At 60.7% G+C, this 21,582-nt stretch carries 14 protein-coding genes and 1 tRNA gene; 12 read left to right on the forward strand and 3 right to left on the reverse strand.

All coding sequences use genetic code 11. The annotated features are described in order from the left end of the window. Nucleotide 1: 1 nt before the first annotated feature. Nucleotides 2–77, reverse strand: a tRNA-Gly gene (locus tag OKC42_RS21715). 249 nt (nt 78–326) lie between these two features. Between OKC42_RS21715 and OKC42_RS21720 the strand changes: the two genes are divergently transcribed. The 11 genes from OKC42_RS21720 to OKC42_RS21770 all read left to right on the forward strand — a co-directional run bounded on the left by OKC42_RS21720 (nt 327) and on the right by OKC42_RS21770 (nt 16,661). Next, nucleotides 327–3,764, forward strand: a complete 3,438-nt coding sequence (locus tag OKC42_RS21720; protein WP_270820902.1) for an ATP-binding protein — start codon at nt 327–329, stop codon at nt 3,762–3,764. A 415-nt stretch (nt 3,765–4,179) separates the two neighbouring features. Continuing rightward, the gene (locus OKC42_RS21725) at nt 4,180–5,865 is read left to right on the forward strand and encodes an ABC transporter substrate-binding protein (protein ID WP_270820903.1); all 1,686 of its coding nucleotides are present in this window, start codon (nt 4,180–4,182) and stop codon (nt 5,863–5,865) included. Between the two features lie 118 nt (nt 5,866–5,983). Then, nucleotides 5,984–6,967 (forward strand): ABC transporter permease, encoded by a 984-nt coding sequence (locus OKC42_RS21730; RefSeq protein ID WP_005353818.1) that lies wholly within the window; start codon nt 5,984–5,986, stop codon nt 6,965–6,967. Nucleotide 6,968: 1 nt separating this feature from the next. After that, nucleotides 6,969–7,889, forward strand: a complete 921-nt coding sequence (locus OKC42_RS21735) for an ABC transporter permease (protein ID WP_118853482.1) — start codon at nt 6,969–6,971, stop codon at nt 7,887–7,889. Beyond that, on the forward strand, nt 7,886–8,905 hold the full coding sequence (locus tag OKC42_RS21740; protein ID WP_042054504.1) for an ABC transporter ATP-binding protein: 1,020 nt from the start codon (nt 7,886–7,888) through the stop codon (nt 8,903–8,905). The genes OKC42_RS21735 and OKC42_RS21740 overlap by 4 nt, the downstream gene beginning before the upstream one ends. An 11-nt stretch (nt 8,906–8,916) precedes the next feature. After that, the gene (locus OKC42_RS21745) at nt 8,917–9,909 is read left to right on the forward strand and encodes an ABC transporter ATP-binding protein (RefSeq protein WP_139410701.1); all 993 of its coding nucleotides are present in this window, start codon (nt 8,917–8,919) and stop codon (nt 9,907–9,909) included. 114 nt (nt 9,910–10,023) lie between these two features. After that, the gene (locus OKC42_RS21750) at nt 10,024–11,757 is read left to right on the forward strand and encodes a glycoside hydrolase family 9 protein (RefSeq protein WP_270820904.1); all 1,734 of its coding nucleotides are present in this window, start codon (nt 10,024–10,026) and stop codon (nt 11,755–11,757) included. After that, nucleotides 11,750–12,622, forward strand: a complete 873-nt coding sequence (locus OKC42_RS21755) for a BadF/BadG/BcrA/BcrD ATPase family protein (protein WP_139429910.1) — start codon at nt 11,750–11,752, stop codon at nt 12,620–12,622. The genes OKC42_RS21750 and OKC42_RS21755 overlap by 8 nt, the downstream gene beginning before the upstream one ends. Continuing rightward, nucleotides 12,607–14,472 (forward strand): beta-N-acetylhexosaminidase, encoded by a 1,866-nt coding sequence (locus OKC42_RS21760; RefSeq protein ID WP_270820905.1) that lies wholly within the window; start codon nt 12,607–12,609, stop codon nt 14,470–14,472. The genes OKC42_RS21755 and OKC42_RS21760 overlap by 16 nt, the downstream gene beginning before the upstream one ends. A gap of 212 nt (nt 14,473–14,684) precedes the next feature. Continuing rightward, nucleotides 14,685–16,238 (forward strand): methyl-accepting chemotaxis protein, encoded by a 1,554-nt coding sequence (locus OKC42_RS21765; RefSeq protein ID WP_270820906.1) that lies wholly within the window; start codon nt 14,685–14,687, stop codon nt 16,236–16,238. Between the two features lie 66 nt (nt 16,239–16,304). After that, entirely contained in the window at nt 16,305–16,661 is a 357-nt protein-coding gene (locus OKC42_RS21770) for an MGMT family protein (RefSeq protein ID WP_069528682.1), read from the forward strand. Between the two features lie 16 nt (nt 16,662–16,677). On the opposite strand, the gene OKC42_RS21775 is transcribed toward OKC42_RS21770, so the two are convergent. Then, nucleotides 16,678–16,842, reverse strand: coding sequence for a hypothetical protein (locus tag OKC42_RS21775; RefSeq protein ID WP_005334891.1), 165 nt, complete (start codon nt 16,840–16,842; stop codon nt 16,678–16,680). 108 nt (nt 16,843–16,950) lie between these two features. Then, nucleotides 16,951–19,572 carry a type I DNA topoisomerase gene (gene topA / locus OKC42_RS21780; protein ID WP_270820907.1) on the reverse strand — a complete coding sequence of 874 codons (2,622 nt, stop codon included), beginning with the start codon at nt 19,570–19,572 and terminating at the stop codon, nt 16,951–16,953. Between the two features lie 355 nt (nt 19,573–19,927). Between topA and astB the strand changes: the two genes are divergently transcribed. Then, the gene (gene astB / locus OKC42_RS21785) at nt 19,928–21,265 is read left to right on the forward strand and encodes an N-succinylarginine dihydrolase (RefSeq protein ID WP_113740423.1); all 1,338 of its coding nucleotides are present in this window, start codon (nt 19,928–19,930) and stop codon (nt 21,263–21,265) included. Nucleotides 21,266–21,582 lie beyond the last annotated feature (317 nt).

Consider the following 21,582-nt stretch of genomic DNA (forward strand, 5'->3'; position numbering starts at 1 on the left):
TTGGAGCGGGAAACGAGACTCGAACTCGCGACCCCGACCTTGGCAAGGTCGTGCTCTACCAACTGAGCTATTCCCGCGTTACTGCTTTCGTGCCAGTTGCCTGACAACGAGGCGCATTATACGTACCACGAGCGCCAGCACAACCCCTTTTTCGCAATTAAAGCCCTGATGCAGACTGTTTGCTCAGGGTTTAAACGCCTTGCTGCATTTTTCTCCAGCCAGCTGTGACCCACCAAGCGAATTTGGGATAAAGTCGTTGAAATGATTACGCTTTCGTTCGAGACTTGTTCGGCTTAATAACCGGATTCTCAATTGAAAATCACAAGATGAAATGGATCTTCACGCTTCGTGGGCTCAGGCCGCAGTTAATGCTGGCTTTTTTCATGTTGGGCATGGTGCCCTTTTTGGTCATCACCCTTTTCTTCCTATACAGCCACGGCAAGGATCTCACCACCCAGACCTCCAACCATCTGGTCTCCGTTCGTAATATCAAGAAGAGTCAGCTCGAGGATTACTTCAACAACCTCAAAGAGCAGATCATCAACTTCTCCCAGCAGGATTTTGCCGGCAACAGTATCGGCCGTTTCTATGGCTTTACCGGCGCCTTCGAGAAGTTGGGCACCACACCGCAGGAGGCCCGCAGCCGTGCCCAGGCCCGCTATCTGCCCGGTTCCTGGGATCAACTGCGCAAACCGGACAGCCAAGTAGAGATCGAACCCTCCATCACGGCGCTTATCCTCGCCGACGAGATGTATGGCCGGGTGCACCAGCGCTTTCATCGCGGCTATGCCGACATGGTGCGCAAGTCCAACTACAGCGACATCTTTCTGGTGGACCTCAACGGTGATGTGGTCTATTCGGTCACCAAGCACCCTAACTTTGCCACCAATCTGCTCTCCGGCCCCTACCAGGGCAGTGGCTTGGGCCAGACCTTCGCCAAGATCAAACGCCGCCTTGATGGCGGCCAGAAGCCGCAGCAGATCTTCGAATTCACCGATTTTGGCCGCAACGAGCTGACCGGGCAGGTGGTCGCCTACATGGCGGCCCCCGTGATGCAATACGACTATGTGCGCGGGGTGGTGATTTTCGAGCTGCTGCCGGACAAGCTCAACCAGATCATGGCGGAGCGGGAGGGGCTGGGCGAGACCGGCGAGACCATCCTCATCGGCCCTGACAAGCGGATGCGCGCCGATGCCTGGCTGGCGCCGGAGTTCAGCGTCGAGAACAGCTTCAGCCCTAACTTCCGGCAGCTGCAAACACCCCTCATCACCAAGACGCTCTCCGGCGAGCAGGGGGTCGGGCTGTTCCACTCCTATCAGGATGACGAGGTGCTGGCCGCCTACACCCAGGTGAAGGTGTTCGATACCGAGTGGGCCTTTATCGCCGAGATCTCCACCCGGGAAGCCTATGCCCCGATCCGCCAGCTGGAAACTCTGGTAATTGTGCTGGGCGCGGGTTCGGTACTGCTGCTGATCCTCTTCTCCCGCTGGCTCTCCCACTCCATCACGGCGCCGCTGCGCTCCCTGACCGAAGCGGCCGAGCAGGTGGCCGACGGCGCGCTGGATCACCCCATCGCCATCGAGCGCACCGGCGATGATATCGACCGGCTGGCCGAGGCGTTTCGCCATATGCAGCGCTCGGTGAAGGACAAGATCGAACTGATCGAACAGCAGACCCAGGAGCTGCAACAGCAGGTCAAGCTGACCCACAAGCAGAACCTCAGCCTGCAGCAGGCGGACAAGCTCAAGGATGAACTGCTGGCCAACACCTCCCACGAGCTGCGCACCCCCATTCACGGTATCAAGGGGATGGCCGAGTCGATGCTCGCCAGTCAGCAGGATTTGACCGAAGGGCAGCAAAAGCAGCTCGGCCTCATCATCAAGAGCGCCGACGGCTTGGCTCGTCTGGTGGATGATCTGCTGGACTACCATCAGATGCGCTACGGCCAGCTGGAGATCCACTCCCAGCCCGTCTCATCAAAAGGAGTGATCCGGCTGGTACTGGATCTCTGCCAGCATCTGGTGCAGGCCAAACCCCTCACTCTGGTGGATATCAGCCCGGCCGAACTGCCGCCGGTGCTGGCCGACGAGCAGCGGCTCGAACAGGTGCTCTACAACCTGGTGGGCAACGCCATCAAGTACACACCGCAGGGCAAGGTGGTGCTCAGCGCCATCGTCGAGAACAACTTCCTGCGCATCAAGGTCACCGACACCGGCATCGGCATCGCCCCCGACCATCTGGAACATATCTTCGAGCCGCTGGTGCAGATGAGCCCGGAGGTAAGCAAACAGGGGGCCGGCCTTGGCCTCTCCATCACCCGCCAGCTGGTGCACCTGATGGGGGGCGAGCTGTTTGTCGAGAGCGAGCCGAGCGTTGGCTCTACCTTCGCCTTTACCCTGCCCCTTGCCACCGGCAAAGCGGCCAATCTGACTCTCGACAGCCGCCAGATCGAGCATCAGCTGGTGCGCCAGCAACCGCTGATCCTGCCGGACTGGGAGAGCGACGATCTGCCCCCTCCCCCCGAGGATGCGCCGCTCATTCTGGTGGTGGATGACGAGCCCATCAACCTGCACATCCTGCGCCATCTGCTGCAGCCCTGCGGCTACCGCATCCTGCCCAGCAGTGACGGCCACGATGCGCTGGCCAAGCTGGCCGATGAGCCGGTGGACCTCATCCTGCTCGATGTGATGATGCCGACCCTCTCCGGTTTTGACGTCTGCCGTCGCCTGCGCCAGCAACACCCGAAAGATATGCTGCCGGTGCTGCTGCTCACCGCCCTCAACCAGCCCAAGGATATCGAGGAGGGCTTCGGGGCCGGTGCCAACGACTATCTGGTCAAACCCTTCTGCAAGGAGGAGCTGTTTGCCCGGGTCAAGGCACTGCTGGAAGCCAAGGCCGGACGCGCCTCGCTGGTAGAGAACCGGCTATTGAAGCAGGAGATCGAACATCGCCTCACCCTGCAGGATCGACTGCATCAGGATCAGCAGCGCCTGCTGGCCCTGCTCGGCGAAGGGGCCGACCCCATGATCTTTATCGACGAGCAGGGCACAGTGCTGTTTGCCTCCCGGGTGATGGCACGCCTGCTGGGGCAGGAGCCGGAAGCCATGGAGGGGCAGCCCCTCAATGAGTGGCTCGCCACCCCGCTGCAACAGCAGTGGCCCGACCTTGCCAGCGAGCGGGAACACAATCTGGAGTTTCTGGTGGCCGGGCAAAAAGATGTACTCAACGCCCGTGCCCTGCCCATCGCGCTCGGAGGACAGGCCGCTTTCGCCCTCACTCTGAGTACCGAGCTGCGTCAGGATGAGAACCGGGTAATGGCGCTGGAGAACGCCCTCAAGAACCTCTCGCGACAAGCCATCATCGAAGATGAACAGCTGCTGGGCGAGCTGAGCCGCCTGGGTGGCGAGTTCCGTTCGCTGGCCGACGACCTCATTCGCCAGCAGGATGACGAGCCGCTGCGCCGGGCGCTGGTAGAGACCATGCAGCTCACCCTGGATGCCTGGCAGCAGGGCACCGGCAAGGGCAAAATCGTGCTGGCCGAGAAGAGCAAGCTATGGCGCGTCTACATGGACAGATCCAGCCCGCAGACCCGCACCCTCGACAAATACCTGAGTCTGGACACCCTGCCCAAGTCGCCACGCTGGAAGACGGTCGTGGCCACCACCGAGTATGTGCTGGGCCACTGCCCGCTCAATGACCACCAGCGCCAGCAGTTGCAGCACAGCGCCCAGACCCTGCGTCAACTCGCCAACCGCAAACCGTGACACGGCGCCCTAAACGGGCGCCGGATCACAATTGGCAATCTGGTTTCTTTTTATGCAAAACAAAGCCCCGCACAACCCCGAAACCGAGAGCAGATCCAATTCACAAATTTGTCATATACGCCATTTTCACAGCCACTTTTTACGCGAAAGCAAATAACGCAAACCAATGATTTTAAACATATAAAAATCGATTTTGACGAGATTGACGTAACACCGTCAATTTTTACGAAAACAACGAAATCAATAGTTGTTGTTTTCCTGTTAATTCTGGTTTGCTTAGGGCGTTGGAAAACAGAACGACAAAGGTTAGACACCTGACCAACACAGAGGGCCGATTTCATCAGCATGCGAAACCGGTGCTCACACAAAACAAGGCGAACCCTCGGGAATGCCAAAAAATAAGAAAGGAAAACATATGCTTGCCAAAGTATCCAAAATCTCTACCGCTGTAATGCTGGGAACCATGATGCTTGCCGGTGCCGCCGGTAACGCCATGGCCGCAGAAAACAAAACCGTGCTGACCATGGTTGCACAGCAGGAAACCGCCTGGGTCAAGAACTTCAACCCCTTCCTGCAAGCGGGCTTGCTGCACACCACCCGTCACTTCATCTATGAACCGCTGGTGATCTTCAACGATATGCAAGGGGGCAAACCCGTCTATCGTCTGGCCACCAACTATGCGTTCAGCGATGACCTGAAATCCGTCACCTTCGATCTGCGTGACGGCGTGAAGTGGTCTGACGGCGAAGCCTTTGATGCCGATGACATCATCTTCTCCTTCAATCTGGTCAAGGCCAACAAGGCGCTGGATGAGCGCTCAATCTGGACCCAGATCAAAAGCGTCGAGAAGCTGGCCCCCCACAAGGTCAAATTCGACCTGACCGAGGTCAACACCAACGTGGTGAATGATCTGGTGCTGGTACCTATCGTGCCGGAGCATCAGTGGAAATCGGTGAAAGATCCGGTTGCCTTCACCAACGACAAGCCGGTTGGTACTGGCCCCTTCACCGAAGTGGACAACTTCTCCGCCCAGCTCTATACCCAGTGCCGCAACCCGCACTACTGGGATAACGCCAACCTCGCCATCGACTGTCTGCGTATGCCGCAGATGGCCACCAACGACCAGGTGCTGGCTGCTGTCATGAAGGGTGACATCGACTGGTTCGGCTCCTTCGTGCCGGATATCGAGCGCCTCTACGTCGGCAACGATCCGAAGAACAACAAATACTGGTTCCCGGCCTCTGGTACCGTGGCGTTCAACGTCAACTTCCAGACCAAGAACCCGGGCAATAACGAAGCCTTCAACGATATCAACTTCCGCCGCGCCTTCTCCATGGCGATGGACCGCCAGTCCATGGTGGATATCGCGGGCTACGGCTACCCCACCGTCAACGAGTACCCGTCAGGTCTGGGCAAAGCCTTTGACTCCTGGAACAACCCGGAAGTGGACAAGAAGTACGGCAAGTACAACAAGTTCGATCTGGAAGGGGCCAAGGCCCTGCTGAAAGAGGCAGGCTACAAGGATTGTGACGGCGACAAGTTCCTCGACACCCCGAGCTGCAAAAAGATCGAGTTCAAGGTACTGGTACCGAATGGCTGGACCGACTGGGTCAACACAGTTCAGATTGGTGTAGAAGGGCTGCAGGCGCTGGGTCTGAACGCCAAGACCGCGACCCCGGAAGCGACCGTCTGGACCGAGAACCTGATCACTGGTGACTTCGACGTCGCCCTGCAGGGTTACTTTGCCGGTGCCAACCCGCACAAGTACTTCGAGACTGCGTTCCACTCCCGCAACATGGGTGACCGTGGCAACCGCTTCGCCGCGCCCCGTTACAAGGATCCCGAACTCGACAAGCTGATCGATGACTTCACCCAGACCGCCGATGCGGCCAAGCAGAAGGAGATCATGTTCGCCATCCAGGATCGTGTTGGTGCCAACCAGACCATCATTCCGGTCTTCAACAACCCGACCTGGTACGAGTACAGCACCAAGCGCTTCAACGGCTGGTTCAGTGCTGATAACCCGGTAGCCAAACCTCAGCTCCACCCGGACACCCCTGAGCGTCTGCTGCACGTGTTGTCCCTCAAGCCAAACAGCTAAACAATCCCGGCCCCCTGCGGGGGGCCATCTTCCCCGTTAACCCCTTTCTTGCCCGGCACCGCCGGGGTTGGGGTAGCTATACCCGACGCGGGGCAGACTTGCAGTAAAAGGTACTATCATGGGATTCATACTGAGACGCTTTTCCTTCTATCTGGTTGCCTTTCTGGTAGCCGCCACCATCAACTTCCTGTTACCCCGTGCCATGCCAGGGGATCCTGTCTCCGTGATGTTTGCCCGCGCTGGCGCCATGATGGAACCCGCCGCCCTGGAAGCCCTCAAAGCCACCTTCGGCTTTGTCGACGGCCCCATCGGCACCCAGTTTCTCACCTATGTGAAGAGTGTCTTCACCTGGGATCTCGGCACCTCGGTGCGCTTCTACCCGCAGCAGGTCTCTGACGTGCTGGGCCGTGCCATCGGCTGGACCCTGTTTCTGGTCGGCACCTCCACCATCCTGAGCTTCTCCATCGGTTCCATCGTCGGCATCTTCGCCGCCTGGTATCGCGGCGGCCGGATGGACAGCATTCTCTCCCCGCTCACCCTGGTGATGCAGGCCATTCCGCCGGTGGTGGTCTCCCTGCTCGCCCTGTTTCTGTTCGGGGTCAGCCTCGAGTGGCTGCCCATCGGCTACGCCTACAGCCCGGAGATCAAGGCTGACTGGGGCTGGGAGCACATCAAGAGCATCATGACCCACGCCATCATGCCGGTGCTGACTCTGGCCGTGGTACAGGTGGGGGGCTTTCTTATCACCATGCGCAACAACATGATCAACCTGCTGGGCGAGGATTACATCACCATGGCCAAGGCCAAGGGGCTCTCCAGCAACCGGGTGATCTTCAACTATGGCGCTCGCAACGCCATTCTGCCCAGCGTCACCGCCCTCTCCATGGCGCTCGGCTTCGTTATCGGTGGCTCTCTCATCACCGAGGTGATCTTCAACTATCCCGGCCTGGGCCTGACCCTCTATCAGGGCATTCTGGCCCGCGACTACCCGCTCATTCAGGGGCAGCTGCTCATCATGACCATCACCATGCTCAGCTTCAACTTCCTGGCCGACGTGCTCTACGTCTTCCTGGATCCCCGTCTGCGTACAGGAGGCAAATAAGATGCGTATGCCGACCATTCTCAAAATCCTGCTGGGCAACAAGAAGGCTGCCTGTGGCCTCGCCATCGTGGTTGCCTTCGTACTGATGGCCCTCTTTGCCCCCATTCTGGCCAGCAACGAGCCGACCAAACGGGTGGCTCGCCCGCACCAGCCGCCCAGTGCCGAGTTCGTGATGGGTTCCACCCGCATGGGCCACGATATCTGGGCCCAGTTCACCAACGGCGCCCGTATCTCACTGATGGTGGGCTTCAGCGCAGGCCTGCTGGTCTGCACCCTGGCCGTCGCCATCGGCATCACCGCCGGTTACTTCGGCGGTCTGGTGGATGAGTGCCTCACCTTCCTGATGAACGTGGTGCTGGTGATCCCCAACCTCCCCTTGCTACTGGTGCTGGCGAGCTTTATCGGGGAGGCGTCACCGGCGGTGATTGCCGTGATAATAGGGTTGACCTCGTGGGCCTATGGCGCGCGGGTCATCCGTGCCCAGACCCTGGCCCTGCGCGAGAAGGAGTTCGTCATCGCCGCCGAAGTGCTGGGCGAGCCGGCCTGGCGCATCATTCTGGTGGAGATCCTGCCCAACCTCATCTCCATCATCGGGGTGAGCTTTATCGGCTCCATCATCTACGCCATCGTCACCGAAGCGACCCTGGAGTTCCTGGGGCTTGGCGACCCGACCGTGGTGAGCTGGGGCATCATGCTCTACAACGCCCAGACTTCCAGCGCCATTCTGGTCGGCGCCTGGTGGGAGATCCTGGCTCCCTGCTTCGCCATCGCCACCCTGGGTGCCGGTCTGGCCCTGCTCAACTTCGCCATCGACGAGATTGCCAACCCGCAGCTGCGCTCCCACAAAGGGTTGAGCCGCTGGAAGAAACTTGCCACCCCGGTCGCAACACCACTCTCTGCCGCACAGGAGAAGACAGCATGAACAAGCATCCCCTGCTGTCAGTACGCAATCTTTGCGTCGACTACATCACCGAAAATGGCGACGTGCGCGCCGTCAACTCGGTGAGCTTCGATATCAGACAGGGCGAGATCTTCGGTCTCGCCGGTGAGTCGGGTTGCGGCAAATCCACCGTCGCCTTCTCGGTAGCCCGGCTGCACAAGCCGCCTGCCTACATCAGCGGTGGCGAGATCCTGTTCAAGGGGGAGAACATCCTCCACTACAACGACGAGCGGCTGCGCTCCTATCGCTGGCAACAGGTGTCGGTGGTGTTCCAGTCCGCCATGAACGCCCTGAACCCAGTGCTGCGGATGGAGGAGCAGTTCTGCGACGTGCTGCTGGCCCACAACCCCGGCCTGACCCGTTACGAGGCGATCAAGCGCGCCCAGGAGCTGCTCACCATCGTCGATATCCACCCGAGCCGGCTCAAGGACTACCCGCACCAGTTCTCCGGCGGCATGCGCCAGCGGCTAGTGATTGCCATCGCCATGGCGCTCAACCCCGAGCTGCTCATCATGGATGAGCCAACCACGGCGCTCGATGTGGTGGTACAACGGGAGATCCTGCAGAAGGTCTATGCCCTGAAAGAGAAGTTCAACTTCTCCATTCTGTTCATCACCCACGACCTCTCCCTGATGGTGGAGTTCTGCGATCGCATCGGCATCATGTATGCCGGTGAACTGGTGGAGGTCGCCCCCTCCAAGGCGATCCTGACCGCGCCGCTGCACCCCTATACCAGAGGGCTCGGCAACTCCTTCCCGCCCCTGCACGGGCCGAAGAAGGTGCTGGAAGGGATCCCGGGCACCCCGCTCAACCTGCTGGAGGTGCCGGTCGGCTGCCGCTTTCAGGCCCGCTGCGGCAAGGTGCACGATCGCTGCCGTCAGGAGTACACCAGATTGGCCGAGATCCGCCCCGGGCAACAGACCGCCTGCCACCTCTATGAAGAGCAGGGGCTGCAACAAGATTCCGTGATCTATCTGGACAAGGCCGCTGGCTGTTAAGGATGTCTGTCATGCAAATCGCCAAAACCGATGCACCCATCATCGAAGTCCAGCACCTCTACAAGGACTTCCCTATCAACTCCAATGCCATCAAGAGTGGCAAGATGCGGGCGCTCTCCGACATCACCTTCAACCTGCACCGGGGCCGCGCCCTGGCGGTGGTCGGGGAGTCGGGCTCCGGCAAGAGCACCATCGCCAAGATCATCGCCAAGATGTACAAGCTCAGTGCCGGGCGCATTCTCTATCGCGGCCACGATCTGGAGGAGTTCAACAAAGGCACCGCCCTGCTGGACTATCGCCAGAGCGTGCAGATGGTGTGGCAAGATCCGTTCGGTTCGCTCAACCCGACCCACACCATCTATCACCACATCGCCCGTCCCCTGCTGCTGCACAGCAAGGTGATCGACAAAAAAGAGCTGCCCGACATGGTCTACGCCCTGCTGGAAAAGGTCGGCCTGACCCCCGCCAAAGCGACGGCGGCCAAGTATCCGCACCAGCTCTCCGGCGGCCAGCGCCAGCGGGTCAACATCGCCCGCAATCTGGCGGTGGAGGCGGAGGTGGTGCTGGCGGACGAGCCGACTTCCATGCTCGACGTCTCCATTCGCATCGGCATCCTCAACCTGATGGAGCAGATGAAGAACGAGCTCGGCGTCTCCATGCTCTACATCACCCACGACATCGCCACCGCCCGCTATGTGGCGGAAGATCTGGCGGTGATGTATGTGGGGCACATGGTGGAGTGGGGCGAGGTGGACGAAATCCTGCACCACCCGCAGCACCCCTACACCCAGCTGCTCATCTCGGCGGTGCCCGACCCGGAGAAGAGTATCCACGCCGAGTTGGAAGGAGGCCGCAAGGGGGAGATCCCGCTCTGGACGCCGGAATCCTGCGGTTGCCCCTTTGCCGGGCGCTGCAATCAGGCGATGCCCCGCTGCAAGGAGGCGCTGCCCCCCATCACCAGGCTTGCCGACAACCACTTCGTGCGCTGCTATCTCTACGAGTGAAGGTGAGACTTAGATCGGCCGGACAACCCTGTCCGGCCATGCCTCGATACGGGGCGGCCACAGCCCCGTGATGTGCCTCACCGCCCGGCGGTGAACCACAGGAGTAATACCTTGATGGAACTCTTGATCAATCAGGTGGGCTACGAGTGCGACGGACACAAGGTCGCCCTGTTGCAAACCTCCCCCGCCTCTGATCTAGGCGGCTATGTCAGGCTGCAACGCCTTGATGATGGCCAGATCCTGTTTGAAACCCCGCTGCAACCGGCTGGCAGCGTCCCCGGCTGGCAGGGCCGCGCTTACTGGCGTGCCGACTTCTCCGCCTTCAAGGAGCCCGGCCACTATCGGCTGGAGGCGATCACTGCCCAAGGCATAGTCCGCTCGACCCGCTTTGCCATCGGCCAGGGTCTGCTGGCCAGCCGCTGTCTCTCCGATGTCATCCACTACTTCAAGGGCCAGCGCGCCAGCGGCACCTTCGATCGGGCCGACCGCAGCGCCCGCCTGTTTGGCACCGACCAGCACAAAGATGTGCACGGCGGCTGGTTCGATGCCAGCGGCGACATGAGCAAGTACCTGAGCCACCTCTCCTACGCCAACTACCTCAACCCCCAGCAGACCCCCATGGTGGTGTGGGCTCTGCTCAAGTGCCGGGAACTGCTGGCCCCACGCCGCGATATCGACGGGGTGAACCTCTGCAAGCGGCTCAATGACGAGGCGCTGCACGGCGCCGATTTCCTCTCCCGGATGCAGGATGAGTCGGGCTTCTTCTACATAACCCTGTTCGACAAGTGGAGCAAGGATCCCGCCCAGCGCGAGCTGTGCGCCTATGCCACCCAGCAGGGGCTCAAGTCTGCCAACTGGCAGGCGGGGTTCCGCCAAGGGGGCGGCATGGCCATCGCCGCGCTGGCCCGCGCCGCCCGCGAGAGCGTCAGCGGCGACTTCGATGCCAGCCGCTACGCCGAGGCGGCCAAACGCGGCTACCTGCATCTGCGTGAGCACAACCTTGCCTACCTTGATGACGGGGTCGAGAACATCATCGACGATTACTGCGCCCTGCTGGCAGCGGTGGAGCTGACCCGCACCTTCGGCAACGAGTGGCTGAATGAAGCGAGAGTCCGAGCCAGCAAGCTCTGCGCCCGCCAGCGCCCTCATCCTGAGCTGGGTCACTACTGGTCGGCCAACGAGGATGGCTCGCGCCCTTACTACCACGCCGCCGAGGCGGGTCTGCCGGTGCTGGCGCTGCTGGAATATCTGGGCATAGAGCCGGATCAGGAATACAAGGCCAGGGTACAAACCGTGGTGGAGCAGGCGCTGGCCGCCGAGCTGGCGCTCTGCGCCCGCGCGGGCAACCCCTTCTCCCTCGCCCGCCAATATGTCAAAGGGGTGGATGAAGCGCCGCGCGTCAGCTTCTTTATGCCCCACAACAACGAATCCGGTTACTGGTGGCAGGGGGAGAATGCCCGCCTCGCCTCTCTGGCGACCATGGCCTTTGCTGGCGCCCGCCACTTCCCCCGCCAGAGCCAGCCGCTGCTCACTTATGGCCAGCGCCAACTCGACTGGATCCTCGGGCAAAACCCCTTCAACGCCTGCATGCTGGCGGGCCACGGCATCAACAACCCCGCCTATACCGCCGGGTATCCCAATGCGCAGGGGGGCATCTGCAACGGCATCACCGCCGGATTCGATGACGAAAATGAGGTGGCCTTTATTCCGGAGGAGTACAAGGATCGGCTGGATCAGAACTGGCGCTGGGGCGAGCAGTGGATCCCCCACGCTGCCTGGTTTGCCCTGGCCATCAGCTGGCAGAGTGCGCAGAGTGATCGACATGAGCAGGGAGGTCGCCATGATTGAGTTCTGGGTCGGGGTCGACGGCGGGGGCACCCACACCCGCGCCCGCATTCGGGATCGGGCGGGCAAGCTGCTCGGCGAGGGGCGCGCGGCCGGCTCCAATCTGGAGCTGGGCATTCCCCATGCCCACGCCAATGTGCTGGCCGCCATCGCCAGCGCCCGCCTTGCCGCCGGGCTCGACATCGAGAGTGAACAGCAGATGGGGGTCGGACTGGCGCTCGCCTCTGCCGAGCTGGCCGACTGCTATCACGCCCTGCTCGAGATGCCCTTCCCCTTTGCCAGCGTCAGGCTCACCTCCGATGCCTTCGGTGCCTGCCTCGGTGCCTTTGGTGGCCGTGAGGGGGCCATTCTGATCGCCGGCACCGGCTCGGTGGGGCTGGTCTATCAGGAGGGGCAGATCCGCACCTGCTCCGGCCGCGGCTTCCCCATTTCAGATATAGGCAGCGGCGCCTGGCTGGGGCTGCGCGCCATCCAGCAATCCCTGCTCTGCCACGACGGCATTCTGCCCCCCAGCACCCTCGCCATCCGCTTGATGGATCGCTTCAAGCGGGATCAAGCCGAGGTGGTACGCTGGGCCGCCCGCGCCATTCCGGCGGACTATGGCCACTTTGCCCCCTGGGTGTTCGATGCCGCCAGCGATGGTGACGAGCTCGCCAACCAGCTGCTGGACGAAACTTGCGAACAACTGCGGATCCTGCTGGAGGGGATGACCCAGCTCGGTGCCAGACAGATCGCCCTGCTGGGGGGGATTGGTACCCGCCTCGCTCCCCGTCTCGGCCAGCTCAACCTGATCCCCCCCCAGGCAGATGCGCTCGATGGCGCCATCCTGTTTGCCCAATCAGAGGATTTTCCATGTCTACACCCCTGATCCACACCCAGGTCGCTCGACGTGACGGCGAGGATGTCTGGTTCACTTTCACCCTCTCCCGCATGCCTGATACCAAGTGGAAGCTGCACTTCTGTCTGGCTCGCCATATCGACCCCGACTCCTTGCAAGGGGGCGAGCTGGAGCGCCAGAGCGGCAGCTACAAGGTGATTGTCCCAAAAACTGGCAGCTGCGAGCTGCGCTTTTGCTGCCGCCAGACCCCCATCAAGAAGCTCTCCGACATGCCGCAGGGCTTCTTTCTCAGCCTGCCGGAGGCGACCACGGGTGCCCAGCTGCTGCCGGTGACGCTGGCTGCTCAGGATCTCGGACTGGAGAACCCGCCGGTAACCCGCCCCGATCTGCCGGATGTCGAGCCCCTGCCCGGTATAGTGCCGCAACCGGCCCATCTGGTACTGCTGGAGGGGAACTTCCGGCTGGCCGAGCGGGCTCATGTCAGCGCCCCCCGCGATGTGCCGAAATTGCTGGCCCACTTCAACGAACTCACATCGCTGGCGCTGGAGCAGGATCACGACGCAGAAATCAGGCTGACCGAGGCCAAACTTGCCCCCGAAGCCTACCAACTCACCATCACGCCGCAGGAGGTGGTGATTGCCGCCGCCGACGAAACGGGCTGGCGTCATGGGCTGGTGACGCTAGCCCAGTGGTATCTGCAACATGGGGAGAGCCTGCCCTGCGTCACGCTGGAGGATGCCCCGCGCTTTGGCTTTCGCGGCATTTTTCTCGACTGCGCCCGCCACTTCCATACCCCGGCCACCATCAAGCGCCTGCTCAAGCTGATGAGCCTCTACAAGTTCAACCGCTTCCACTGGCATCTGACCGATGACGAGGGGTGGCGACTCGAGATAAAGACCTTCCCGGCATTGACCGATGTGGGTGCCTGGCGCGGCCATAATCTGGCGATCGACCCCCAGCTCAGCGGCGGTGCCGAACCCTATGGCGGCTACTACACCCAGAGCGAGGTGAAGGAGCTGGTGAGCTATGCCAGTGAGCTCGGCATCACCGTCATTCCCGAGATCGACATTCCGGGCCACTGCCACGCCGCCATCAAGGCGCTGCCCGAGTTGCTGATCGAAACGGCGGATCACTCCCGCTACCGCTCGGTTCAGCATTTCGATGACAACGTGCTCAACCCCGCCCTGCCCGGCACCTACCGCTTTCTGGAGGCGGTGCTGGACGAGGTATGCGAGCTCTTTCCCGGCCCGCAGATCCACATGGGGGGTGACGAGGTGCCGACCGGGGTCTGGACCGACAGCCCCGCATGCCAACTGCTGATGACCGAGCAGGGCTACGCCGACTGCCGCGAGCTGCAGGGCCATCTGCTGCGCCACTGCCAGCGCTATCTGGCCGCCAGAGGCAAACAGATGATTGGCTGGGAGGAGATCCTGCATGGCGACAAGGTGAGCCGCAAAGCGGCCATCTGTGCCTGGACCAGCTTTCAGGCGGGGCTGGATGCTGCCGCGGCCGGTTATCCGGTGGTGATGGCACCCGCACAGTTCCTCTATCTCGATCTCGCCTGGAGCGCCGATATTCATGAACCCGGCCTCTACTGGGCGGGTACCCTCAATCTGGAGCAGATCTACTCGTGTGACCCTGCCCCAGCCGATTTCCATGCCAACGATAACATCCTCGGGGTGCTGAGCCCCTTGTGGTCAGAATTGATCACCAGCCGTGATCGTCTCGACTACATGTTGTTCCCGCGTATGCTGGCCACGGCCGAGGTGGCCTGGAGCGATACCGCCCACAAGGGCTGGGAGCACTTCGCCGCCCGCCTGTCGGGTCAGCTGCAGATCCTCGATCAGTTGCAGGTGCGCTACCGGATGCCACAGAGGTAATGTTGTCTCTACTTTGGCGGCCAATCGGCCGCATTTTTTACGATTAGCCAACAAAACATCAACTTCCCCCTACCATTCATCCGCCATTATTGGCAAAATCCAGCCCCCAATGAAGCTGGTCTGCCTCCTGCTGGCGCGAGCCTGCGGCCACCTCCAGATCTGCCACAATAACAACGACAACATTATCAACAAGAACATCGGAGCGTATTCCTATGGCCCGCAGAGATGTCCATACCCTGGATAGCGAAGTGGAGTTTCCTGCCGACGTACAACTGGTCTCCACCACTGACCTGCGTGGGGTGATCACTTATGCCAATCCGGCTTTTTGCACCATCGCCGGCTATAGCGCCGACGAGCTGGTCGGTCACAACCACAATCTGGTACGCCACCCCGACATGCCTAAGGCCGCCTTCGCCGATCTCTGGGCCCGCCTCAAGGAGGGCAAACCCTGGCGCGGCATCGTCAAAAATCGCTGCAAGGATGGTCGTTACTACTGGGTAGATGCCTACGTCACCCCCATCTACGAAGGCAACAGGATCAGCGGCTACCAGTCGGTACGCTGCAAGCCCGAGCCCCAATTAAAGCGCATCGCCGCTCAGACCTACCAAGCCCTGCTCAAGGCCGAGCGCGGCAACAGCAACAACCTTCCCTCTCTTGCCAGAGTGCGCACCCCGGCCATTACCCTGATGCTGCTCGGCATGATGGGCTGGGCCTTCGCCAGCCAAGGGGCTGTGACCGTCCTGCTGATGCTGCTGCCCCTGTTGCTTCTTGGCGGAGCCTACTGGCGCGAGCTCTTTGCCCTGCCCCACTATCTGCAGCAACTGGGCCGTGAATATGACAGTCTGACCCGGCTGGTCTACTCCGGTGACAACCCCGGCGCCATTGCCGATTTTCATATCAAGATGCTTCAAGCCCGCATCCGAACCGTATTGGGACGGATCAACGATGCCACGGCACCTCTGCAAACCTTGGCCATCAATCTGAAGCAGGCCTCTCATCAGGCCTGTCTCGATATCAACGAGCAAGATGCCCAGACCCAGCAGATGGCTACGGCTATGACTCAAATGGCCAACACAGCTCACGAAATCGCCCGCAACATTCAGGACTCCAACGGTCAGGTCAACGAAGCTCGCAATCGTTGTGAACAAACCAACCAGCAGTTGAACCAGACCGAGCAACAGATCGAACAGCTCGCCAAACAGGCAGAGCTGGCGTTCAACTCGGCAGTGGAGCTCGCCAGCGAATCCGAACGGATTGGCAGTGTAATGGGCGAGATCCAGGGCATCGCCGAGCAGACTAACCTGCTGGCCCTCAACGCCGCCATCGAAGCGGCTCGCGCCGGGGAGCAGGGCCGTGGTTTTGCAGTGGTCGCAGACGAGGTGCGAACTCTATCGACCCGCACCCACAAGGCGACCGAGCAGATCCAGGGCAGCATCAAGCAGATCCAGCACACTCTGGGACGCTGGAAGGGGATGATGCAGGAGAACCTGCAACAGACCCGCGCATGTGCCGAGATGACCCGCCAGGGCGCCAGCAGCCTCCATACCGTGCTGGCAGAGATAGAGCTGGTCACCGAACACTCCACCCAGATCGCCACCGCTGCTGAGCAGCAACAAGCGGTAGTAGAGGAGATCAGCCGCAGCATCCACCAGATCTCCGAGTACTCCCACGCCAACAGTCAGAAGATGCTGGATGTCGATCACTCAAGTCAGGCTCTGCTGGAACGGGCCAAGCAACTGAAGGGGCTTAGCCAGACCTTCGGCTGAATCATTGCCAGCCCCATGACAGAAGCGCCACAATGGCGCTTCTGTTGTTTTTGACGAATCGGGTTTATGAGCATTGAATCAAGTCCTGTCCCATTGAACAAAACTGCCCGTATCGAAGCGATCATCGCCTTGATCCCGGCAGGCCGGGTGGTCAGTTACGGTCAGGTGGCCGATCTGGCCGGGCTGCCCGGACGGGCAAGACTGGTGGGCAAGGTGCTGCGGGAAACCGACAAGGTACTGCCGTGGCATCGGGTGCTGGGCGCAGCGGGCACTATCTCGTTACCGAAAGGATCGCCAGGCTTTGCCGAACAGACGGGACGCCTGCAGCAGGAGGGGGTCGTGGTGATCGGTGGGCGGGTCAGAATGAAGGAGTGGCAATGGCAGCCCGATCTGGCCGAGCTGCTTTTTCTACTGCCGTTTTGAGGGGATCACAGCCGGATCACTCCAGCGGCGCCAGGATCTCGTCGCTGCGCACCTGCACCGGTATGGTCTCATCCGCGCGCTGCAGCAGCACCAGCAGGCTCTGCCGGTCAACCTCCAGCACATAGGCCGCCCCTTCCCGGGTCATGCAGCTCATGCCTGGCCGGATCTCGTTAATCTCCATCTCAACCTCCTTGTCTACTTCGCGATTGACGACAGCTGCACTCCTTGCAGCTGTCTCAGTATACCGCTATCCATAAGCAAAGAGGCCCCTTGTCGGGGCCTCTTTTCATCAGGCTTTTTTAGCCTTTGGCAAACTCTCTTGCCAGGTACCGTTGTCGTAGTGAGCGGTCCAACCGGTCGCCTTGCCGTTGACCTCGCTCATCACGTACTGCTCCTTGGTCTTGCGACTGAAGCGCACGATGGCGGGGTTGCCGTCCGGATCGGTGAGCGGGGCACCGGCCAGATACTTGTGCTTGGCGGAGATGCGATCCTTGAAGCGCTTGAGCTCTTCCACCAGCGGCGCACGGGTCTCGCGGGATTTGGGGAAGTTGCTGGCCGCCAGGAACAGACCGGCAGCCCCGTCACGCAGCACAAAGTGAGCATCGGACTGGGTGCACTTGAGCTCCGGCAGCGGCACCGGATCCTCCTTCGGCGGCGCGATATCGCCGTTTTTCAGGATCTTGCGGGTGTTCTTGCAGGTCTCGTTGGTGCAGCCCATGTACTTGCCGAAACGGCCGTTCTTGAGCTGCATCTCGGCTCCGCAACGGTCGCACTCGATGCTCGGCCCTTCGTAGCCCTTGAGCTTGAACTGGCCCTTCTCGATCTCGTAGCCATCGCAATCCGGGTTTCGACCACAGACGTGCAGCTTGCGGCTGTCGTCGATGATATAGGCATCCATCGCTGTACCACAGACGCCGCAGCGGTGCTTGGCGCGCAGCGCTTCGGTTTCCGCCTCTTCGCCGTCAGTGGCGGAGACAAACTCATCGGCAGAGACCAGGTTGATGGTCTTCTTGCAGCGCTCTTTGGGCGGCAGGGCATAGCCGGAGCAGCCAAGGAACACGCCGGTGGTGGCGGTACGAATCCCCATCTTGCGGCCGCAATCCGGGCAGTCGATGTCGGTCATCACCATCTGATTGGCACGCATGCCGCCCTCTTCGGGCGCCTTGTCGGCCTTCTCCAGCTCCTGGGTAAACTCGGCGTAGAAGGCGTCCAGCACCTTCTTCCACTCAAGGCTCCCTTCGGCGATGCCATCGAGCTTGTCTTCCATCTTGGCGGTGAACTCGTAGTTCATCAGCTCAACGAAGTTCTCCACCAGACGATCGGTGACAATCTCGCCCATCTTCTCGGCGAAGAAACGGCGGCTCTCGACCCGCACATAACCGCGATCAACGATAGTGGAGATGATGGAGGCGTAGGTTGACGGACGGCCGATGCCACGTTTTTCCAGCTCGCGCACCAGCGCAGCTTCAGTGAAACGGGCAGGCGGCTTGGTGAAGTGCTGGCGCGGATCCAGCTTGACCAGTTTCAGCACCTCGCCAACGGTCACCGCCGGCAGCTGACTATCTTCACCCTTGCGACCCATAGGCGGCAGCGCCTTGGTCCAACCGGCGAAGCGCAGGGTACGGCCACGGGCCTTGAGCTCGAACTCACCCGCCTTGACGGTCAGGGTGGAAGAGTCGTACTGAGCCGGGGTCATCTGGCAGGCCACGAACTGACGCCAGATGAGGTCGTACAGACGCATGGCATCCGGCTCCATCCCTTCCAGCATCTCGGCAGTCACCTGTACGTTGGAGGGACGGATCGCTTCGTGCGCTTCCTGGGCATTGGCCTTGGCGCCATACAGATTCGGCTCGGCTGGCAGATAGGGCGCGCCATACTGCTCGCCGATATATTCACGCACCGCCTCAACCGCCTCTTTGCTGAGGTTGGTGGAGTCGGTACGCATATAGGTGATGTAACCCGCTTCATAGAGTCGCTGGGCCATCATCATGGTCTTCTTGACCCCGAAGCTCAGACGGGTAGAAGCCGCCTGCTGCAGGGTGGAGGTGATAAACGGCGCGGATGGCTTGGAGCCGGTCGGCTTGTCTTCCCGGTTCACCACCTTGTAGTCGACCCCTTCCAGGGCCGCCACGGCGGCGAAGGTCTCAGCCTGGGTCACTGGCTTGAAGTCGGCCCCGTTGCGGCTGACCACTTCCATCCGCAGATCGCTCTTGTCGGCGGTCAGCAGATCGGCATTGAGATCCCAGAACTCGACCGGAACGAACGCCTTAATTTCGCGCTCTTTATCGACGATGAGACGCACCGCAACGGACTGTACCCGACCGGCGGAGAGACCGCGGGCCAGTTTCTTCCACAGCAGCGGGGAGACCATGTAACCCACTACGCGGTCGAGGAAACGACGGGCCTGCTGGGCATTGACGCGGTCAATATTGAGTTCGGACGGCTGGGCAAACGCCTCCTTGATGGCGCTCTTGGTGATCTCGTTGAACACCACGCGCTTGTAGCGGCTGTCATCGCCACCAATGATCTCGCGCAGGTGCCAGGCGATCGCCTCTCCTTCTCTATCCAAGTCGGTTGCGAGATAGATGGTGTCGGCTTTCTCGGCCAGACTTTGCAACTCGCTGACCACCTTCTCCTTGCCGGGCAAAATCTGGTAGTTGGCCTGCCAGCCAGCGGTCGGATTGATACCCATCCGGGCAAACAGGGCCTTGCGATCCTTGGCTGCCTTTTCTGATTCGCTCAACTTGATGCCGCGAATGACAGGTTTCTTGGGCTCGGTGCTGGCGCTGCCGCTGGTGGGCAGATCGCGAACATGACCAACGCTGGATTTCACCACGTAGTCCTTGCCCAGATATTTGTTGATCGTCTTGGCCTTGGCCGGAGACTCCACTATGACCAGTGATTTGCCCATGCTGTAACTATTATCCTCATTGCACCCGACGGGGTTGGTGTGCGGTTTTGTGGGGCTGTATAAGAGATTTGGCGCGAAAAAGCAATCTTGTGAGCAAATTTGCCTGACCAGCCCGAACCACACGGCTTCTTTTATTGCTTCTTTATTTATTAATGCGAAGGCAACAGGCCGGACGCAACCGCTTTTTCAATTTTCTGCCATACTGCCCCTCTTTTTATATCTGAAACGACATAAAAACGTCTGCTGGTTACCGGCTTGTTACAAAAACATAAAATCTCTTTATAATGGCCCAACCCCGACGCATTGTGCGCGGAAGGAACCGCTACCCATCATAAAAATCGAAAGGATGTACTCAATGAAGCACTTCGAGGTCAATTTCGACGGTCTGGTCGGCCCGACTCATAACTATGCTGGCCTCTCCTACGGCAACGTTGCCTCCCAGAGCAATGCCCAGGAGGCTTCCAATCCGAAAGAGGCCGCCAAACAGGGGCTGCGCAAGATGAAGGCGCTGACCGAGCTTGGCATGACCCAGGGGGTACTGGCGCCACAAGAGCGTCCCGATCTCGCCACCCTGCGCCGCCTCGGCTTCACCGGCAACGATGCCCGGGTGCTGGAGCAGGCCGCCAAACAGGCTCCCGCCGTACTGGCTGCCTGCTATTCGGCCTCCAGCATGTGGACAGCCAACGCCGCCACCGTCTCCCCCAGTGCCGATACCCAGGATGGCCGCATTCACTTCACCCCCGCCAACCTGACCAACAAGTTTCACCGCTCCCTGGAGCCTGACGTCACTGGTCGCATCCTGCGCGCCGTGTTCAACAACGATCGCCACTTCAGCCACCACCTCCATCTGCCGGAAAATGACCACTTCGGCGACGAGGGGGCAGCCAACCACACCCGCCTCTGCCGCGCCTATGGCGAGGCGGGGGTCGAGCTGTTTGTCTATGGCCGCAGCGCCTTTGACTACTCCCGCCCGGCGCCGAAGCGCTACCCGGCACGCCAGACCCTGGAGGCAAGCCAGGCCATCGCCCGCCTGCATGGCCTTGGCGAGGAGAGCGTGGTGTTTATTCAGCAAAACCCGGAGGTGATCGATCAGGGGGTATTCCATAACGACGTGATCGCGGTGGGCAACCAGAACGTGCTCTTCTTCCACCAGCAAGCGTTCCTCAACACCGAAGCGGTGCTGGCCGAGATCAGCGACAAGTTTGGCGAGGGGGATTTGCACTTTATCGAAGTGCCGACCGCCGAGGTATCCGTGCTGGATGCGGTGAAATCCTACCTGTTCAACACCCAGATCCTCACCTTGCCGAGCGGTGAGATGGCCATCATCGCCCCCACCGAGTGCCGCGATAATCCGGCGGTGTCGGCCTATCTTGGCAAGCTGCTGACGCAGGAGACCCCGATCAAGGCGGTCCACTATATGGATGTGAAACAGAGCATGCGCAATGGCGGCGGCCCGGCCTGCCTGCGACTGCGGGTTGCCATGAACGATCAGGAACTCGCTGCGGTCAATCCGGCCTGCCTCATCAACGACAGCCAGTTTGCCCGCCTCGATGGCTGGGTCGATCGCCACTACCGTGACCGGCTGACCCTCGATGACCTGCGGGATCCGGCACTGGTGCAGGAGTCCCGCAGCGCACTGGACGAGCTGACCCAGATCCTGAAACTGGGTTCGGTCTACCCGTTCCAGCGCTAGATGTGATGCCCGGGAAGACCGCCGACACAAGCGGTCTTCTGCTATCTGCCTGTCTTCAGCGCGATCGCCAACTTGCACGGATGCTGTTTTGTGCAAAAAAGCAGCGCACAACTTGCTGATAAGCTTGAATTTTGAGCTGGATGTATCAAAAAATCGACGAACAGTCATTTTTTACTGCCAGATGCCTCATCAAGGGGTTCACAAAGCCTCCGGATCTGATAGTATGCGCCTCGCACTTGGGGAGGGGTTCCCGAGCGGCCAAAGGGATCAGACTGTAAATCTGACGGCTCTGCCTTCGAAGGTTCGAATCCTTCTCC

Source organism: Aeromonas sp. Y311-2 (assembly GCF_027706025.1).
Classification (GTDB): Bacteria; Pseudomonadota; Gammaproteobacteria; order Enterobacterales; family Aeromonadaceae; genus Aeromonas; species Aeromonas veronii.

Bases quoted from the DNA above. Each gene is read 5' to 3' on its own strand.
- OKC42_RS21720 (WP_270820902.1), top strand. From the start codon at position 327: ATGAAATGGATCTTCACGCTTCGTGGGCTCAGGCCGCAGTTAATGCTG.
- OKC42_RS21725 (WP_270820903.1), top strand. From the start codon at position 4,180: ATGCTTGCCAAAGTATCCAAAATCTCTACCGCTGTAATGCTGGGAACC.
- OKC42_RS21730 (WP_005353818.1), top strand. From the start codon at position 5,984: ATGGGATTCATACTGAGACGCTTTTCCTTCTATCTGGTTGCCTTTCTG.
- OKC42_RS21735 (WP_118853482.1), top strand. From the start codon at position 6,969: ATGCGTATGCCGACCATTCTCAAAATCCTGCTGGGCAACAAGAAGGCT.
- OKC42_RS21740 (WP_042054504.1), top strand. From the start codon at position 7,886: ATGAACAAGCATCCCCTGCTGTCAGTACGCAATCTTTGCGTCGACTAC.
- OKC42_RS21745 (WP_139410701.1), top strand. From the start codon at position 8,917: ATGCAAATCGCCAAAACCGATGCACCCATCATCGAAGTCCAGCACCTC.
- OKC42_RS21750 (WP_270820904.1), top strand. From the start codon at position 10,024: ATGGAACTCTTGATCAATCAGGTGGGCTACGAGTGCGACGGACACAAG.
- OKC42_RS21755 (WP_139429910.1), top strand. From the start codon at position 11,750: ATGATTGAGTTCTGGGTCGGGGTCGACGGCGGGGGCACCCACACCCGC.
- OKC42_RS21760 (WP_270820905.1), top strand. From the start codon at position 12,607: ATGTCTACACCCCTGATCCACACCCAGGTCGCTCGACGTGACGGCGAG.
- OKC42_RS21765 (WP_270820906.1), top strand. From the start codon at position 14,685: ATGGCCCGCAGAGATGTCCATACCCTGGATAGCGAAGTGGAGTTTCCT.
- OKC42_RS21770 (WP_069528682.1), top strand. From the start codon at position 16,305: ATGAGCATTGAATCAAGTCCTGTCCCATTGAACAAAACTGCCCGTATC.
- OKC42_RS21775 (WP_005334891.1), bottom strand. From the start codon at position 16,842: ATGGAGATTAACGAGATCCGGCCAGGCATGAGCTGCATGACCCGGGAA.
- topA (WP_270820907.1), bottom strand. From the start codon at position 19,572: ATGGGCAAATCACTGGTCATAGTGGAGTCTCCGGCCAAGGCCAAGACG.
- astB (WP_113740423.1), top strand. From the start codon at position 19,928: ATGAAGCACTTCGAGGTCAATTTCGACGGTCTGGTCGGCCCGACTCAT.